The organism is Mangrovibacillus cuniculi, from assembly GCF_015482585.1.
Lineage (GTDB): Bacteria > Bacillota > Bacilli > Bacillales > R1DC41 > Mangrovibacillus > Mangrovibacillus cuniculi.
In genome coordinates this window covers 2,917,808-2,933,955 of record NZ_CP049742.1, presented here as the reverse complement: position 1 = coordinate 2,933,955, position 16,148 = coordinate 2,917,808, and the positions used below count along the sequence as shown (strand labels likewise).

The window sequence follows — 16,148 nt, the reverse complement described above, 5'->3', positions numbered from 1 at the left end:
GTCTTACTCATTTCGTTGATTTGTCTCTGCAACCTTCTTTACTCTATCCACAAAATTGACGACTACTTTATCGCTGGCAAATAGTAAAAACGGTTTAACATACCATTTTAAAGGATTATTTGTAGCGGTATAAGTAAAATGAGTTGTGTTTTCGTCTATTTCAGCTAATTCGTACTTTGCCGTAATATCAAACATACCAGCTATCTGAAATCCTACTTTCAGTTTCTTTTCTTCTGCCTTATCTGTGAACTCTATCGTTTCTACATCATATGTCTGTGTTCTTTTACCTTCTTGATACGTTTGCCTATAGACTGTACCTACACCCTCATCAGTTACTTTAACTGGTTCATTTGCAACCACTTGAGGCATTATCTTTTGCATTTGTTCCGTACTGCCATTAAAAAGATTCCACACGATGTCAATTGGAGCATTAATAGTTATTGACTTTGTCCATGATTTCATTGAATCCACCTCGTTTTTATTTTTATTTTATCTAAAGTTAAGATAAATAGAAACATTTTCCGCAATTTGAATCACCAAGATTCATTCAAGTACGGACCACATCACGTGGTCTTTAGAAAAGCGGAAGGCGCGCGTTTAGCCGCGGCAGAAAAGTTGGGAAGACCGAGTAGGCAGCTCTTCAGCCAATGGAGGGCTTTCGGACTTTTCCGAGCGGTTGAAGATATGCACAGACTTGGAAAGCATTATATTAAGGATACTCATCTAAGTACGGACCACATCACGTGGTCTTTAGAAAAGCGGAAGGCGCGCGTTTAACCGCGGCAGAAAAGTTGGGAAGACCGAGTAGGCAGCTCTTCAGCCAACGGAGGGCTTTCAAACTTTTCCGAGCGGTTGCGCACCTGCAGCTAGACAACATGTCAGATGAGTTGTTGCTGGTCACGCAACAAAAAAAGACACCATTTACTGGCATCTTAAGCGGTTTGATATTCAACAGGAAACACTAGTGGAATGATCGTTTGTACCACCGTTTGCAGGTTACGAATAAATGTTTCTATTTCCTTATATGTATCATGTTGAACCTTAACTAGGAAGCAAGCATCCCCTGCTACCTGATAACAAAATTCTATATCTGTATAGGTATTTATTATTTCTTTAAATGAATCTAACTGATTTGTACTAACAGTAGTTTCCATAATACAACTTACTGGTCCTACAAAATCTCCTGTATGGAATAGCCATGAGTCTACTTTTATTTTCCCGTTTTTTCTTAGCTCTTGAACATAAGCACCCGCTTGGACAGGTTGAATATCAAACTGTCTAGCTAGTTCTCTCATAGAGATATTAGGGTTTCTCGTTACTTCCAATAGAATTCTTTCTTCTAAAAGTTGCGTATTCATAGAACGTTTCCTCTCTACTTGTACTCAAAGACTGACAACTTTATTAACTATATACCGTTTTTTTGAAAAATCAATACAATTCTCTTAATAAAATCATCTTAATCCGATAAGATAGTATAGAAAGGGGAGTTTTCATGAATTCATGTGTGCACTGTGGTGTTCATTACCATGTTCCTGACAGTGGAACAATACATATTGCTTTATTAGACCGTGTTCTCTCATACACCAATCATACTGAACTAGTAACAATCCTAGAAAAACTTTCTCACAACCGTATCGGGGAGATTATTCTCAATACTGCATCCTTTAACGTTTCTCGTTTACTTTCTATCGTACATAATTATAAGGATATTCAATTTATCCAAAGTGGTAAGATGATGAGCTACTTACAGCCGATTATTACACTCGAAGACCATGAGATATACGGCTATGAATCCTTATTACGTTCTAATGAAAAAGATTACCAGCTGCGTCCCGGGCATTTATTCTCGCTAGCCAATGATATTGGGCTTCATTCTAGATTAGATCAGCGTGCAAGAGAAGAAGCTATAAAAGCACGTTCTAAGGTGATACCTAATGGAACAAAAAGCTTTATCAACTTTTTACCATCTACTATTTATAACCCTGATTTCTGTTTACAGCATACTTTTTCTCTCGTTGAAAAATATGCAATCAATCCACAAGATCTCATTTTTGAAGTAGTAGAAACAGAGAGAATAGACGATGTTCCTCATCTTCTTTCTGTTCTGAAGAGATATAAACAAGAGGGAATGAAAGTTGCCCTTGATGACGTAGGAGCAGGGTTTGCGACATTAGATGTACTTTCTGCTCTACAACCTGACTATGTCAAAATTGATCGAGGGTATATTACCAACTGTCATTTGGATACGGAAAAGCAGAAATTCCTACATAAGGTAAAAAAACTTTCGCTAGATTTAGGCTTCAAGACATTAGCAGAAGGTGTGGAAACGAAAGAAGAATACACGTTTTGTAAAGAGTTAGGGTTAGATTTAGCACAAGGCTACTATATCCAAAAGCCGCAGCCGCCCGATTTTTTTAAAAGTCACTAAAACCTGTTGACCTTCACGTTACGTCAACCTTTACAGTAAAAGTAGGAGGTGAAGAGATGAAGTATTCTATACAACAAGTTGCAAAACTTTCAAGTGTTTCGACTCGTACACTTAGATATTACGATGAGATTGGATTGCTATCTCCAAGTAGAAATGATGCGTCTAGTTACCGAGAATACACAGAAGAGAATCTTGATCGTCTGCAGCACATAATGTTCTATCGTTCATTGGATATTCCGCTGCAACAGATAGGTCAGTTAATGAATGACAAACATTTTGATCCACTTCAAACTCTTCTTAACCACCGAAAAAACCTGCTAGAAAAGCGTGAACAGTTGGAAAGACTTATTCAACAAGTCGATGCAACCATTGATGCTAAGAAAGGAAGACGTACTATGTCAGCAGAAGAAAAGTTTGAAGCGTTTAAAGACTCTGTTTTAAAGGAAAACGAACAGATTTATGGGAAGGAAATCCGTGAAAAGTACGGAGATGAACAGATTGATCAATCCTATCAAAAGATGAAATCCCTATCTAAACAAGAATGGGAAAAAGCAGACGTTTTAGGCAAAGAGATTTTGAAAACGTTAGCACGTACAATGCAAACCGGGGATCCTTTTAGTATAGAAGCTCAGCACCTTGCTTCCTTGCACAAAAATTGGATTAGTCACTATTGGTGCCATTACTCTAAGGAAGCACATGCAGGTCTAGCTGAAATGTATGTGGCGGATGAGCGATTTACGAATTTCTATGATAAGAAGGCAGGAAAAGGTGCAGCGGTATTTTTACGAGACGCTATAAAAGCGTACACCGGTAAATGAAAAAGGAGAGACAGATGTCTCTCCTTTTTCATATGTTATAGTCATAGTAATCTTGCCCTTGCGTGACTCTAAATCCACAAGACTCATATAATCCTAGTGCATGGAGATTTTCTACTTCTACATCAAGACAAATATCAAGGTCTTTTTGGCTATAAATGTTTATTAACTGAGATAACGTTCTTCTTCCTATTCCTTTCCCTTGGAAATTAGGGTGAACGGCAAATCCATAAATCCATGCTTCCCCGTCTAGCTCTTGTACTCGAACTTTACCAACTGCCTGCTTCTCATCCTCTATGATAAAGAAATTTTCTAGATTCTCTGCATGCTTTCTATTTGTGAAAGACTCTGCATCCTCTCGCGTCATCCCAAAACAAAGGACATCCAAATCCGCTTCCCACTTGTAATCATCTAACGTGGACTTTCGTAATATCACTGGAGCTAAATCCGTTTTCGTTACTCGATCCCATTTCATCTGATGTTCGCTCATTTTTAGCTTCCCACCAACTGCTATCGTCCACTCCATACCAGCTTTAGAGGCAGCAGGAGTATTTAAAAGAATGCTAGTAAACCCTTGTTCTTCTATCACCTGCTTCGCTTGTTGAAAAAGTGCAGAAAACAATCCTTTTCTGCGGTGTGATGGATGAACCATTCCACAAACTTCTACCTTATTTCCAAATGGATAGAGTGCCAAGTATCCTATCAGTTCTTGTTCTTCATAGTAAAAGAAATCATTCTTCTCAAGATCATTTCTTGTCTCTAGCATATCCCAGTTTAACTTAAGTTTAATTGGCTCATATTTTTCGCATGTGGCTTGAAGTTCCTTAATTGCAGCTAATTCTGCTTTTAACATTTGCTCTCCTCAGCTTTCCAATAGATCTTTATACTTTTCTATATCAAGTTCTACTAATAATTCTTCTCTTAAAATTCTATCTCGAATATCTCCTACCAATCTCTTGATCCTCTCGTCTGCCTTAGACAAGTCAATTTTCTGGATAAAGACACTATACAACTCTACGTCACGAAGACGGAAAAAAGCAGGAATCCATTCTAACACTTCGTATGAAAGCTTGTTTTCCGAAACGTAACCTTTCAATAAGTGTGCAAACATATCGTTTCCATATGCACTCCGCTCCTTTATCCCTAAACCTTCTGTCGCTCGCCACGTAGCATAGTAGACTGCTATTGCGAGATCACTAATTAAATAGTGATAGCTAGCATCATCAAAATCGAAGGCATACACCTTTCCTTCATGATAGAAAAAGTTATGGTTATGAAGATCCGTGTGTATCAGTTGATACGTATCGTTTCTTTGCGGCAATTGCTTCATTTCTGTAACTAGTTGAAGAGCTTTATCCTTTATCTCTTGATCGCTTTCTAGCGTAATAAAAGATGTTACCTGTTTCTCTGTATTTTCATACCAATTTCCTCTTTTCCTTACTGTTGGTTCGTATAACCTTGTAACAGCATGCATCTTGCCAATAGCTTTCCCCCACGCTTGGAATAACGCTTCATTAAATGCTGGTTCTTTATGTGTAACCAATTGTCCCGGTGCTTTTGTAAATAAACACGCAAAGAACTTAGAGTCTGCTACTTTAAATGTTTCTACCAAATCATTCGTACCAGATGTGTGCGCTAAAGATACGTCTACCCCTCCAGCGTGTAAGAAGTTGATCCATTCTAATTCACCTTCAATCTCTTCTTTCGTACGGTGTGAAGAATGCGTTAATCGTAAAATAAAAGGCACTTCATCTCGGTACACTTCAAAAACATAGTTTTCAAAGTCTCCTAGCTTTTTTGCGTTCGTTGCATCTGTATGAAACGCCTCTGCGGCTTTGTATAATAACTCTTTGGAAAATAACTCTTCAATCCATGCTTCCATTTTAATTCTCCTCGTCTCATTATCGGTATGTACTTTATTCGACTCCCATTGTCGAATTTCCTTCGTGTACTTTTCATTGCAAGAGGCATCTAGTTAGATTATCATCTAATTAGATACTTATCTAAGGAGTTGGCTATATGCAGTTAGATAGATTAATTACATTTCATAAAACATTAGGGGACAAAACGCGCTTACGCATCATTGCACTTCTCAACTCTGGTCCACTACACGGTCAAGCAATTGCTGGGAAACTTGCATTAACACCTGCCACTATTTCTCATCACCTTACCAAGTTACGGGATTGTGGATTAGTTTATGAGAGGCGGGAGAAGAATTCCGTTTACTACCACTTAGATGAGAAAAAGTTACTACAGATGTCGCAAGCTGTGATAAAAATGGGGGATGAAACGATGGATAAGCAATTAGTAACTATTGAGGAGAAGAATAAAGTTCTGCAAAATTTCCTAACAACAGACGGTAAAATAAAGACGTTGCCAGCCCAGCGGAAGAAAAAGTTAATTATCTTAGACTATTTAGCTCGAAAATTAGAAAAAGGGCGACTATACGAGGAAAAGGAAGTAAACGAGTTTATTAAACAATTTCATGAAGATTTCGCAACCATTAGACGCGAATTTATCATGTGCTATTTCATGACGAGAGAAAACAATAAGTATGAAATGAACCCAGAAGAAATGTGGAAAATTGGTTACTCTAATTAAGGTTTGAAAACGGGAAAAAGCCTACAAACTAGTGTAGGCTTCTTCTGTAAGTGGTGTTGATTTCTTTTCCGTGATTACTAAGTACATATAGATTCCTCCAAGAATAACGCCTGAACCCACCACTTGGTACAGAGTCACATGTTCTTGGAAAATCCAATAGGCGAGGATAATCGTTCCTATCGGTTCCCCTAATATACTCATGGAAATAGTGGACGCACTTACCCACTTTACTAGCCACACGAATACCAGTTGTCCTAAGATAGTTGGGATTACTGCTAAGCAGGCAAACCAAAACCAATCCTTTACTGGGAATCCAGTAAACGGGTTAGATAATACTACATTATAGACTAATAAAACGAATGAACTAATTGTGTAAACGACAAACGTGTAAGGAATGACATCTACTGCTTTTCGGATGGACTGACTTACTAAAAAATAAAAGGCAATTGTCATTGCTCCCAATAATGCTAATGCATCACCAAACAGAGCAGTGCCCCCTATTTGAAAGTCCCCCCAGCCAACGATGAAGCTTCCTGCGATTGCAATAACCCCAGCTAACAGAGCTGCATTTTGGATTCTTTCTTTAAACAGCCAATACGCTCCGATGAAGGAGAATATCGATTGTAGTGTCACAAGAATGGTGGAACTCGCGATAGAAGTAAATCGTAACGATTCAAACCAAAGGACATAATGACTAGCTAGTAAAACCCCTGCCCAAAAACTGAACATCCACTGCTGCTTGGTGAAGGACTTGATCTGTGCTTTCGCCGATTTCTTTATTAGGATAAAAGGAAGTAATAAAACACTTGAAAAAAGCATGCGATAAAAAGCGATGATTGGTGCTGGTGCCGTAGCAAGCATGACAAAAATGGCCGATGTCGATAGTGCTAACACACCTACCGCAAGTAGGGTGTACTGAAGAGATTTGTTCATAGGGAATCTCCTTATATATATTGGTAGCTTCATTATAAAGCGTTAAACCAGTGAAGAGAATACCTTTATTTCTGCGTGGACTGCATTCCAATTCTCTTCTAGCAGCGCGTTTCCTCTTGCTTCGTGAGTTTGAGGCGCTCTTATTCTCTCCTAGCTGCGCGTTTCCTCTTCCTTCGTGAGTTTAAAGCGCTCTTATTCTCTCTTAGCAGCGTGGTTCCTCTTCCTTCGTGAGTTTAAGACGCGCTTATTCTCTCTTAGCAACGTGGTTCCTCTTCCTTCGTGAGTTTAAGACGCGCTTATTCTCTCCTAGCAGCGCGTTTCCTCTTCCTTCGTGAGTTTAAGACGCGCTTATTCTCTCCTAGCAGCGCGTTTCCTCTTCCTTCGTGAGTTTAAGACGCGCTTATTCTCTCCTAGCAGCGCGCTTCCTCTTCCTTCGTGAGTTTAAGACACGCTTATTCTCTCCTAGCGGCGTGGTTCCTCTTCCTTCGTGAGTTTAAGACACGCTTATTCTCTCCTAGCAGCGCGCTTTCTCTTCCTTCGTGAGTTTAAGACGCCTCTATTCTCTCCTCAAATCAAATCCCCTCTCGCCAGAAGAGTTTAAAAAGCGCCAGCAAGGATGGCATAACATCCCTGCTGACGCTTTTATACTTTCTTATAAGTTACCTGCAAGGACTACTTCTCCAAGAGGCGTTTCGCTATTTGGATTTGGTTCGATAGAGATAGCTACTTGATCCCAGTCTACCTTCTGCAAATCTTTGCTCAAGTTATAAACGATTGTTCCGTTCCCACTCACATCAGGTGTAAACGAGCCCGTTGGAATTGGACCTTCCTCATTAATTAACCAAACCTGATACACTTCATCTCCAGACAATTCGTCTAGCTGGCTTGCTTGGATGACAAGGTTTTGTCCGCCACCCTCTGTTCCGATAATGGAAGCAAAAGCTTGATAGGAATTATCTGATGGAGCTAAGGAAGCTGACTGTATAACGGTCGGCTGTCCTTCTCCGTCTGTGTTAGTACTAATCAAATACATATTTGCAATGACAGATAAGAACAAAGCAGCCGCTAACGCTGGTGTGTACCAGTTCTTTTTCCTAAGCATCGGAACTACTTTTTCACTAACCATTGGTTGATCATCTTCCAAAACTTTGGCTAACACGCGCTCCTTTAAATCAGCTGGCGGCTCTATAGGTGTTGCAGCAAAAGGAAGATCCTGCATTAACGCTTGTAGTTCCTCTACTTCTTTTTTACATTCGGAACAAGAGGCAAGATGGTGCTCAAAAGCTTGTTGTTCTTTCTCTGTAAGTTGGTTGTTCACAAAATCGATAACTTGATGACAATGGCTACTCATCTTGAATACCTCCTTTCTGTTCTAGCGACTTCCGAATATGTTTTAAGGCAAGCCGTATCCTTCCTTTTATCGTGCCGAGTGGAATACCAGTTTGATCAGCAATATGCTGTTGGGTTTCTCCTTGAAAATAAAATAGTTCGACTACTTTTTGTTGATCAGGTTTTAGTTCTGAAATAGCTTCTTGCACGACATGTCTCTTTTCTTTCCATTCTATATGATCTTCTGGAGTATTCTCCTCTTGCCTTTGATCGTCTCTTTCATCGTAAGCATACGTTTCCACTTTATTTCTTTTTCGTATTAAATCAAGTGCCATATTCCTAGTCATGGTAAGGAGCCAAGAAGAAAATTTCCCTTTACTCTCTTCATACGGAGCATGTTTACGCCATATTTTAATAAAAACTTCTTGAATTACTTCTTCTGTAATAGTGCGATCTCCTGTCATTTTAAAGACGAAGGAGTAGATAAGTTTTTCATATCGAGAATATAAGGTAGATAGTGCCTCTTGATCTTTTTGGAGCACTTTACGATATAACTCTTCATCTCTTAACTCGTTCATACCGTACCCCTTTGTATAAAGTTTTACTTATAGCATACTATTTATTGGCGAATATACAAAGCGTCTAATAAGATAACGAGAGAAATTAACTTTTGGATGTATCTTGAAACAAAATGAAATATTACCTTTCGACAAAATTCGTCAAGTTGATGATAATAGGATTATATACAGTTAGGGAGGAGCAAACGGAGATGGGCTTAGAAATTTTTATTGCTGTCCTTTTATTTTCATCCATCCTGTTTAACATTTTGCAAATGATGAACGCAAAAAATAAAATTGATCAGTTACAACAAGAGAAAAGTCAATTAGAAATAGATAACGCTACCTATCAACGTACAAATGAGATATTAGAAGAACAATTAGAACAATTTTCAGTAAAAATATTTCGAATACCTATAAACGAACGTTTACCCCTCTCTTCATTACCTTTTAGATTGATAGCAGAAGATGTACAAAACTATGAAGCTATGTGGGATAACATTGCTCTAAAATCTTTTGATAGATTCACCTTTCAAACAAATGAGGGTCGGTGGATAGAGTTTCAAACTAGTTTATTCAAAGGAGACTATATTGATGTACTAGTCCAAGATATTACGGAACAAAAGCAAAAGGAACTTCATTACAGACAATTAGCTTACTATGATGAACTCACAGAGCTACCAAACAGATCAATGCTCTATCGCCATCTTACTAAGGTGTTATCTCGAGCTAAGAGAAAAAATAGAACTGTTGCAGCCATGTTCCTTGATTTAGATGGATTTAAAGAGGTCAATGATACACTTGGGCATGACGGTGGAGACGAACTGTTAAAAGAAGTTGCTAGGCGGTTGGATGCAACCATTCGAGAAGAAGACTTTGTGTGTCGTTTAGCAGGAGACGAATTTATTATTGTCATTGAAGAAACATGTCCAGAAGAAATTAATCAATTAGCAGCAAGGATTATAGAAGTTTTGTATTCTCCATATCAAATACTCCCTTCTTCTCTCTCTTTATCTACTAGTATTGGAATTGCGTTGTTCCCAAACAATGCCACGAATATGGAAGAGATACTGGTTCATGCAGATAAAGCTATGTATATAGCAAAAAATAATGGAAAAAATAGATTTGAATTCTATCAAAATTCTGTATTGGAGGACGAGAACGACGGGGGTAAATCAATCATGGAAAAGTTCTTCGGGATCTTTAGTACGAAATAGAAAAACCAAAAGGATAGCCCTCTTGGTTTTTTTTTTATGCTCTATATTGCTGCCTTCTCATCCACTGCGTCGCAGCCCATTTATCCCCAACTCTTACAGGTGATCCACCATGTAATGTTAGGTTGTTTAAATCTTGATTATCGTAGAAGTATTCAAAGTACACAGCCATCCCTTTTTGCGGAGATACATAGAATCCTAGTTCAGGAAAATACGTTTCTCCACCTTCTTCAACATCGTTTAAATACATCACTAGTGTACTAATTCTAGGATTTTTAACTGGTCCTTTAGTAGAAGAAAAGAAATCAAAGTGTGCTTTGTACTCTTGGCCCACTTGATAATTTAATATCTGCAACCCTTCTCCGTGGCTAGTTGGAATGTTCATGATTTGAGACAGTCGTCTCTCGATTCGTTCAATAAATTCATTTTCCCCTTCTTGGAAAAACATACTGCTACTCGTTCTAATTTCATCAATGGCTCTTCCGCTACCAATCTTAGAACGCTCTAATCGTTCTTTTGATAACTGAATTAAGCCGTCACACTCTTCATGACTAAGTACGTTCCCTAATACGACAATTAATGGCTCTTCCATCTTTGCGATGATATTAATTTCTCTATCTTCTGTAATAATTTTATTACCAGTATGATGGAAAATAGTTTGTTCTTTTAAAGCCAACTCTTTTGTATCGATTGTCAATTTACTCAACCTCATTTATTTTTATACTTTTCAGAAATTTTATAAGGCAACTTCCTTTGCCCCTAAAATAAGGCATTGAGATAATTTTACACGGTAGCTATCTCTTTTTCTATCTTTTTTGTATTGTTATATTTTGATAAAAAAAGCTACTTTCGATCTTTATCAAAAGTAGCTCCATTCTGCTATTTCCAGTATTTTCCGTATCCTCGTTCTTCTAACTGACTTACTGGTATAAATTCTAATGCTGCTGAGTTCATGCAGTAACGAAGTCCAGTCGGTTCTGGCCCATCCGTAAACACATGGCCTAAATGAGAGTCAGCATGTTTACTTCTTACTTCTGTCCTCGTCATGAATAAACTACGATCCTCTTTTTCTACGATATTTGCCGGAACTAGCGGTTTTGTAAAACTCGGCCATCCTGTTCCACTATCAAACTGATCTTTGGAACTGAATAAAGGCTCCCCAGATACAATATCCACATAGATACCCTCTTCTTTGTTATCCCAGTATTCATTATCAAAAGCTGGTTCGGTAGCATCTTCCTGCGTAACTTGATATTGCAACTCTGTTAATTTTTCTTTCAGTTCCTCTTTCGTATAAGTTGGATATTTTTCTCCAATAGATATATTTCGGTCTTTTCCCCAAGCATTATCTAAGAACTGATCCCTACCAGAGTTAGTTCGATAAAACTTATATTGAGAGGGCTTTTTTAGATAGTAATCTTGATGATACTCTTCTGCTTCATAGAAAGTTGATGCATCTCTAATAAACGTTACGATTGGCTCTTTAAATCTTCCTGAATCCTCTATCTCTTTCAAACTATTTTCTGCTGTTACTTTCTCTTTTTCATTTTTTACAAAAATACCCGAAACGTATTGAGGTCCTTTATCCACAAATTGTCCCCAGGCATCAGTAGGATCGATTTGTCTCCAAAAGATCTGTAATAATTCTTCATATGATACTAGAGATGGATCGTAATACACTTGAACAGCTTCAATATGCGAGGTGTTGCCAGAAGAAACTTGCTCATAAGTTGGATTGGGCTCCTCTCCCCCTGTATATCCTGAAATCACTTCGTATACGCCTTCTATTTCTTCAAAAGGTGGCTCCATGCACCAAAAACAACCACCAGCAAACGTAGCAACTTCTGTGCCGTCTGGAAATTCCGCCTGTACAGGTTCTGTCTCATAACTTCTTGTAGTGAAGTACTCCATTCCTCTAGGTAGGAGCCATAATAGTGCAATGGAAAAAACAACCGCGACAATCCACCACTTTTTCATATTTATCGCCTCCAGTTTAATATAATTTTAACGATGATTAGGAGCATTAGCGAGCAGTTTGTTTATATCTAGCACACTTGAGTTGCATTAGAAATCAAATTGTGATTTAATATCAACTAATCGTAATGATTACTGTTATCAGAAAGGAGCATATTAATGGCTAAGAAATCAAAAGTAGTAAAAGAAAAAAAGCGACAAGAAATGGTGAAGAAATATGCAGAATTGCGTAAGGAACTAAAAGAAAAAGGCGACTACGCAGCACTGGCAAAATTACCAAGAGACTCTTCTCCTACTCGTCTAAAAAACCGCTGCGAGGTAACTGGTCGTCCTAGAGGCGTATTAAGGAAATTTAAGATGTCTTGTATCGCATTTCGTGAATATGCTCATAAAGGGCAGATTCCCGGCGTAAAAAAATCTAGCTGGTAAATTGAAAAGGAGTGGTGGTTATGTACTGTGGTTTGGAAGAAATTTTACGACGCCAATTGGTCAGTAACCTACCAGTTGATCAACGTGAGCTGTACGTCTATATAACTTCTTTAGAGGATCAAATTGCGGAATATAGCCCTACCCCAGGTCACTACTTAGATAAGCTAAGTAAGCAATCTCCTCATCAGCAAGCAGCTAGTAAGTTCCATCTCTCTTTTCAAGAAGTTTACGATAAAATGAATGAAATAGAAGATGAACTTTATCGCATGGTACAAGAATATAAATCAAAAGTATCTCTAACCGTTCTCTCTAAAGAAAAAAAAGAACAAAACTGGATCATTCTCACACCAAAAGTCTGCTAAGCAGGCTTTTTTATTTTGATTATAGTTAGTAGAACTGCTACCTTTATTACAACCAAGCTCACTTATAAAGGAGATAACTAATGAAACCTTCCCTATACTTAGTAGGAGGCGGTCACAGCCACCTTCATGTAATAAAAAACTTTCCAGAATCACTAAAGGAAGATGTTGATATAACACTCATCTCTCCTTCCAACTATCAATACTACTCAGGCATGTTTTCTGGTTTCACAGAAGGACTATACGAGGAGTCCGATATCCGCATAGACTTACGTCAACTTTGCGTTGAAAAAGGCATTATCTTTTTAGAAGATACACTGGTGGCGCTCGATCCGTTCTCAAAGACCATTTTGTTACAAAATAATGGAGTGAAAACGTTCGATATGTTATCTGTGAACATTGGTTCTGTGCACGAGCACTCATCTTCCAAAAATCTCTACAAACCTAATTTTCGCTTTCCCACTCTCGTTCGGGAGTGGAGAGCAGCTGATTCCCCCACCATAGTCGGAGGAGGTGCATCTGCTGTAGAACTAGCATTAGCAGCACAAACCTATCGGAGCAAAGAGGGCCTAACTTCTCCTGTCTCTATTTGGACAAAATCAGAAATTTTTTCGTTCCATCCTAAACATGCAAATAAGATTCGAACTATTTTGCACGAAGCAGGAGTCCAACTGCATGAGTACCAGCAAATGACACAAGAACAAGCAAAATCTTTCCCAGAGCATTCGATCTTATATTTTACAGGTCCCAAAGCTCCGGACCTCTTCAAACAGTCTGGACTTTCTGTAGATGAAAATGGATATGTACTTGTTAATCAATCCTTACAATCTGTTAGTCACTCATCTATCTTTGCAGTTGGTGACAATGCTAGCTTGGAGGGATATCCTGATCTTGCTAAAAACGGAGTATATGCCGTTCGTCAAGGCCCGGTTTTATTGCAGAACCTAGAAAGATATTTATATAACGAAGACTTACTCCCATTTAAACCTCAACGAACATTTTTATCTATCCTTTCCACAGGTAACAAACGTGGTTTTTTAACGTATGGTGATTTAAGCATGGAAGGTGTCATACCTTGGAAATTAAAAAACAAAATTGATACGAGATTTATATCTACCTATCGTGTTTAAAGGATAAGTTCCTGTGTAGGGCGAAATGAATATCGTTAAATATCTTTGAGGAGTAATGCCAATGTATATTTTATTTGGGCTTATCACATTTTGTTCCTTGCTATATTTGCGAGTGAAAAACTTTTCCTATGTTGTCGGAATCTTAATCGGCATCGGACTATCTTTACTTCCGTTGCTTTATTTTGTCTGGTCAGAGTATGGGAAGATTGTTAATCAAACCTCCATGTTCTCTTATATTCCCGAGCATGGAGTCTTTATTTCGCTATACTTTCTTGTCTTCGCTTACCTACTTGCCCTTGTTTGCTTACTATTTTTATTAAATTGCACGATTGCCTTCTTAGGCTGGAAAAGTGTAAGCCTCTTTCAAAAGATAATGCGTTCCTAATTGAAAATGATTATTGACACATGACTTATGTTACCGTATATTTTATCTAAGAGATAATGATAATCGTTATCAATAATTTACATAAGGAGCAATCATCATGAAAAAATGGTTACTAATCGCCGTTATGGCTTTGATTTTTATATTGACGGCATGTAGTTCAACAGAGGATAGTACGGATACAAGTAAAGGAGCTTCTACTGATAAAGACACCATTACATATGAATCAGAAAACGGTCCAATAGAAGTACCAGCAAACCCGAAGCGAGTTATTGTAATGGGATCATTTGCTGGAAATGTCATGGCATTAGATGTTCCACTGGTAGGAGTTGACTCCTGGTCCATGGACAACCCCCGATACGCCGAGTATCTAGAAGACACCACCGTGGTATCAGACGCAGATTTGGAACAAGTTCTTGCTCTTGAGCCTGATTTAATTATTGGTCTATCCAATATGCAAAATATTGACCAACTTCAAGAAATCGCTCCAACTGTTACGTTTACGTATGGTAACTTAGACTACCTAACGCAACATATTGAAATCGGAAAACTTCTCAATAAGGAACAAGAGGCTACTGCTTGGGTAGAAGACTTCCAAGCTAGAGCACAAGCTGCTGGAGAAGAGATACGTGCAACAATTGGAGAAGATAGCACCGTTTCCGTGGTGGAAAACTTTGAAGACCAACTTTATGTGTTTGGGGACAACTGGGCACGTGGTACAGAGATTCTTTATCAAGAAATGAAATTAAAAATGCCAGAGAAGGTGACGGAACTTGCTCTTGGACCTGGCTATTACACCATTTCCCCTGAAGCGCTACCAGATTTCGCTGGTGATTACTTAATTATTAGTAAAAGTGAAATCACAGGAGAATCGTTCCAAGAAACGGAAACGTACAAGAATATCCCTGCCGTAAAAAATGGCAATGTATTTGAAGCAAACGCAAAAGAGTTCTTCTTCAACGATCCAATTTCATTGGAATACCAATTAGAATTCTTCCAACAATCTTTCTTGGGTGAATAAGTTCGGCTACTGCAGACATCTAGTGTGATAGGTGTCTGCTTTTTGATGTTTGGCGACTATTTTGGATTGTACACTTTTACTTCTGCGGCTTAAGCGCTTTTGTACCATCTATTCTTGCTTCAGATGGCGACTTAACCCTTTTGTCGCCTTCCCTCCTACTGCCTCATGGCGACTTAACCACTTTGTCGCCTTCCCTCCTCTTGCCCCATGGCGACTTAACCACTTTGTCGCCTTCCTTCCTCTTGCCCCATGGCGACTTAACCACTTTGTCGCCTTCCTTCCTCTTGCCCCATGGCGACTTAACCCTTTTGTCGCCTTCCCCATATACTAGTTGGATAGATGAGAGTGAGGGAATACAGATGAGTGCTTCCGTTGAAAAAGGAGAGATCGTTGGAGGAATTGTGTTAGCATTTGGATCTGCCATTGCAGCTTTTGGAGATACGTTACTAGCAAAAACGGATAATCCAGCTCTAAAAAGAAAGGGAATTGAAGCTGTAACATACGGTTCTCTCATAGAAGGTACCGGAAACTTCATACAGACTTTTTCACGATTGAAAGCTAATCCAAACATTATTCAAATCGAAACCATAGGTGCTGGAGTTCAAGGGATAGGGAATATAATTAATACATTTGGGGGATTTATCTTGCTAGATGATCAAGAGATTCGTGGATTGCAGCTCGACTTTATTGGTGATGGGGTGCAAGCAATTGGTGCCTCATTAGAAGCCATAGGTGCACTACAAAGCGATTATTATTATGGATCAATTTTAGCAATTGGTGAGGCTTTCCAAGCATATGGGGCAGCGATAGAGGCGTATGGGAATGTACTCTTACTATGTAAACAAAAAGAAGAAGGAGAAAGAATACAAGCATTTGGTAGCCAACTATTATTTATTGGAACAGTAATTTCTGTGGAGGCTTTAGCCTGGGAGTTTAAAATACAGGAAGTTACCTTTTAAAAGCAACTTCCCTCAGA

19 protein-coding genes are annotated in these 16,148 nt (G+C 38.6%); 9 read left to right on the top strand and 10 right to left on the bottom strand.

Annotated elements, in window-relative coordinates; genetic code table 11:
• Window positions 1-3 precede the first annotated feature (3 nt).
• On the bottom strand, window positions 4-462 hold the full coding sequence (locus tag G8O30_RS14910; RefSeq protein ID WP_239672807.1) for an SRPBCC family protein: 459 nt from the start codon (window positions 460-462) through the stop codon (window positions 4-6).
• A 470-nt stretch (window positions 463-932) separates the two neighbouring features.
• A complete protein-coding gene (locus G8O30_RS14905) occupies window positions 933-1,358 on the bottom strand; it encodes an Lrp/AsnC family transcriptional regulator (protein ID WP_239672806.1) in 426 nt (141 codons plus the stop codon).
• Window positions 1,359-1,492: 134 nt separating this feature from the next.
• On the opposite strand from G8O30_RS14905, the gene G8O30_RS14900 reads away from it, so the two are divergent.
• Together G8O30_RS14900 and G8O30_RS14895 are read left to right on the top strand one after the other, a co-directional pair.
• Window positions 1,493-2,428: an EAL domain-containing protein gene (locus tag G8O30_RS14900; RefSeq protein ID WP_239672805.1), complete on the top strand. Its 936-nt coding sequence runs from the start codon at window positions 1,493-1,495 to the stop codon at window positions 2,426-2,428.
• Window positions 2,429-2,484: 56 nt separating this feature from the next.
• Entirely contained in the window at window positions 2,485-3,246 is a 762-nt protein-coding gene (locus tag G8O30_RS14895; protein WP_239672804.1) for a MerR family transcriptional regulator, read from the top strand.
• 28 nt (window positions 3,247-3,274) lie between these two features.
• Here G8O30_RS14895 and G8O30_RS14890 read toward each other — a convergent pair whose 3' ends face one another.
• Together G8O30_RS14890 and G8O30_RS14885 are read right to left on the bottom strand one after the other, a co-directional pair.
• A complete protein-coding gene (locus G8O30_RS14890; protein ID WP_239672803.1) occupies window positions 3,275-4,096 on the bottom strand; it encodes a GNAT family N-acetyltransferase in 822 nt (273 codons plus the stop codon).
• Between the two features lie 9 nt (window positions 4,097-4,105).
• The gene (locus tag G8O30_RS14885) at window positions 4,106-5,125 is read right to left on the bottom strand and encodes a phosphotransferase enzyme family protein (RefSeq protein WP_239672802.1); all 1,020 of its coding nucleotides are present in this window, start codon (window positions 5,123-5,125) and stop codon (window positions 4,106-4,108) included.
• A 137-nt stretch (window positions 5,126-5,262) separates the two neighbouring features.
• Here G8O30_RS14885 and G8O30_RS14880 point away from each other — a divergent pair, with 137 nt between their 5' ends.
• Window positions 5,263-5,844 (top strand): DUF2087 domain-containing protein, encoded by a 582-nt coding sequence (locus G8O30_RS14880; protein ID WP_239672801.1) that lies wholly within the window; start codon window positions 5,263-5,265, stop codon window positions 5,842-5,844.
• A gap of 21 nt (window positions 5,845-5,865) precedes the next feature.
• On the opposite strand, the gene G8O30_RS14875 is transcribed toward G8O30_RS14880, so the two are convergent.
• The 3 genes from G8O30_RS14875 to G8O30_RS14865 form a co-directional block, all read right to left on the bottom strand.
• Complete coding sequence (locus G8O30_RS14875) at window positions 5,866-6,777, bottom strand: DMT family transporter (RefSeq protein ID WP_239672800.1); 912 nt, start codon at window positions 6,775-6,777, stop codon at window positions 5,866-5,868.
• 652 nt (window positions 6,778-7,429) lie between these two features.
• Window positions 7,430-8,128 (bottom strand): anti-sigma factor, encoded by a 699-nt coding sequence (locus tag G8O30_RS14870; RefSeq protein WP_239672799.1) that lies wholly within the window; start codon window positions 8,126-8,128, stop codon window positions 7,430-7,432.
• Window positions 8,121-8,684: an RNA polymerase sigma factor gene (locus G8O30_RS14865; RefSeq protein ID WP_239672798.1), complete on the bottom strand. Its 564-nt coding sequence runs from the start codon at window positions 8,682-8,684 to the stop codon at window positions 8,121-8,123. Before G8O30_RS14865 ends, G8O30_RS14870 begins: the two co-directional genes overlap by 8 nt.
• Before the next feature lie 191 nt (window positions 8,685-8,875).
• Here G8O30_RS14865 and G8O30_RS14860 point away from each other — a divergent pair, with 191 nt between their 5' ends.
• Complete coding sequence (locus tag G8O30_RS14860; protein ID WP_239672797.1) at window positions 8,876-9,880, top strand: GGDEF domain-containing protein; 1,005 nt, start codon at window positions 8,876-8,878, stop codon at window positions 9,878-9,880.
• 34 nt (window positions 9,881-9,914) lie between these two features.
• On the opposite strand, the gene G8O30_RS14855 is transcribed toward G8O30_RS14860, so the two are convergent.
• Together G8O30_RS14855 and msrB are read right to left on the bottom strand one after the other, a co-directional pair.
• Complete coding sequence (locus G8O30_RS14855) at window positions 9,915-10,574, bottom strand: 2OG-Fe(II) oxygenase (protein ID WP_239672796.1); 660 nt, start codon at window positions 10,572-10,574, stop codon at window positions 9,915-9,917.
• A 182-nt stretch (window positions 10,575-10,756) separates the two neighbouring features.
• Window positions 10,757-11,854 (bottom strand): peptide-methionine (R)-S-oxide reductase MsrB, encoded by a 1,098-nt coding sequence (gene msrB, locus G8O30_RS14850; protein ID WP_239672795.1) that lies wholly within the window; start codon window positions 11,852-11,854, stop codon window positions 10,757-10,759.
• Window positions 11,855-12,010: 156 nt separating this feature from the next.
• Between msrB and rpsN the strand changes: the two genes are divergently transcribed.
• The 4 genes from rpsN (at window position 12,011) to G8O30_RS14830 (ending at window position 15,172) form a co-directional block, all read left to right on the top strand.
• Window positions 12,011-12,280 (top strand): 30S ribosomal protein S14, encoded by a 270-nt coding sequence (gene rpsN / locus G8O30_RS14845; RefSeq protein ID WP_239672794.1) that lies wholly within the window; start codon window positions 12,011-12,013, stop codon window positions 12,278-12,280.
• Between the two features lie 20 nt (window positions 12,281-12,300).
• Window positions 12,301-12,642 carry a hypothetical protein gene (locus G8O30_RS14840; RefSeq protein WP_239672793.1) on the top strand — a complete coding sequence of 114 codons (342 nt, stop codon included), beginning with the start codon at window positions 12,301-12,303 and terminating at the stop codon, window positions 12,640-12,642.
• 80 nt (window positions 12,643-12,722) lie between these two features.
• Window positions 12,723-13,769, top strand: coding sequence for an FAD-dependent oxidoreductase (locus G8O30_RS14835; RefSeq protein ID WP_239672792.1), 1,047 nt, complete (start codon window positions 12,723-12,725; stop codon window positions 13,767-13,769).
• 482 nt (window positions 13,770-14,251) lie between these two features.
• Window positions 14,252-15,172: an iron-hydroxamate ABC transporter substrate-binding protein gene (locus tag G8O30_RS14830; protein WP_239672791.1), complete on the top strand. Its 921-nt coding sequence runs from the start codon at window positions 14,252-14,254 to the stop codon at window positions 15,170-15,172.
• Window positions 15,173-15,280: 108 nt separating this feature from the next.
• On the opposite strand, the gene G8O30_RS14825 is transcribed toward G8O30_RS14830, so the two are convergent.
• Window positions 15,281-15,496 carry a hypothetical protein gene (locus tag G8O30_RS14825; RefSeq protein WP_239672790.1) on the bottom strand — a complete coding sequence of 72 codons (216 nt, stop codon included), beginning with the start codon at window positions 15,494-15,496 and terminating at the stop codon, window positions 15,281-15,283.
• Window positions 15,497-15,531: 35 nt separating this feature from the next.
• On the opposite strand from G8O30_RS14825, the gene G8O30_RS14820 reads away from it, so the two are divergent.
• Entirely contained in the window at window positions 15,532-16,131 is a 600-nt protein-coding gene (locus G8O30_RS14820) for a DUF6944 family repetitive protein (protein WP_239672789.1), read from the top strand.
• Window positions 16,132-16,148: the final 17 nt, after the last annotated feature.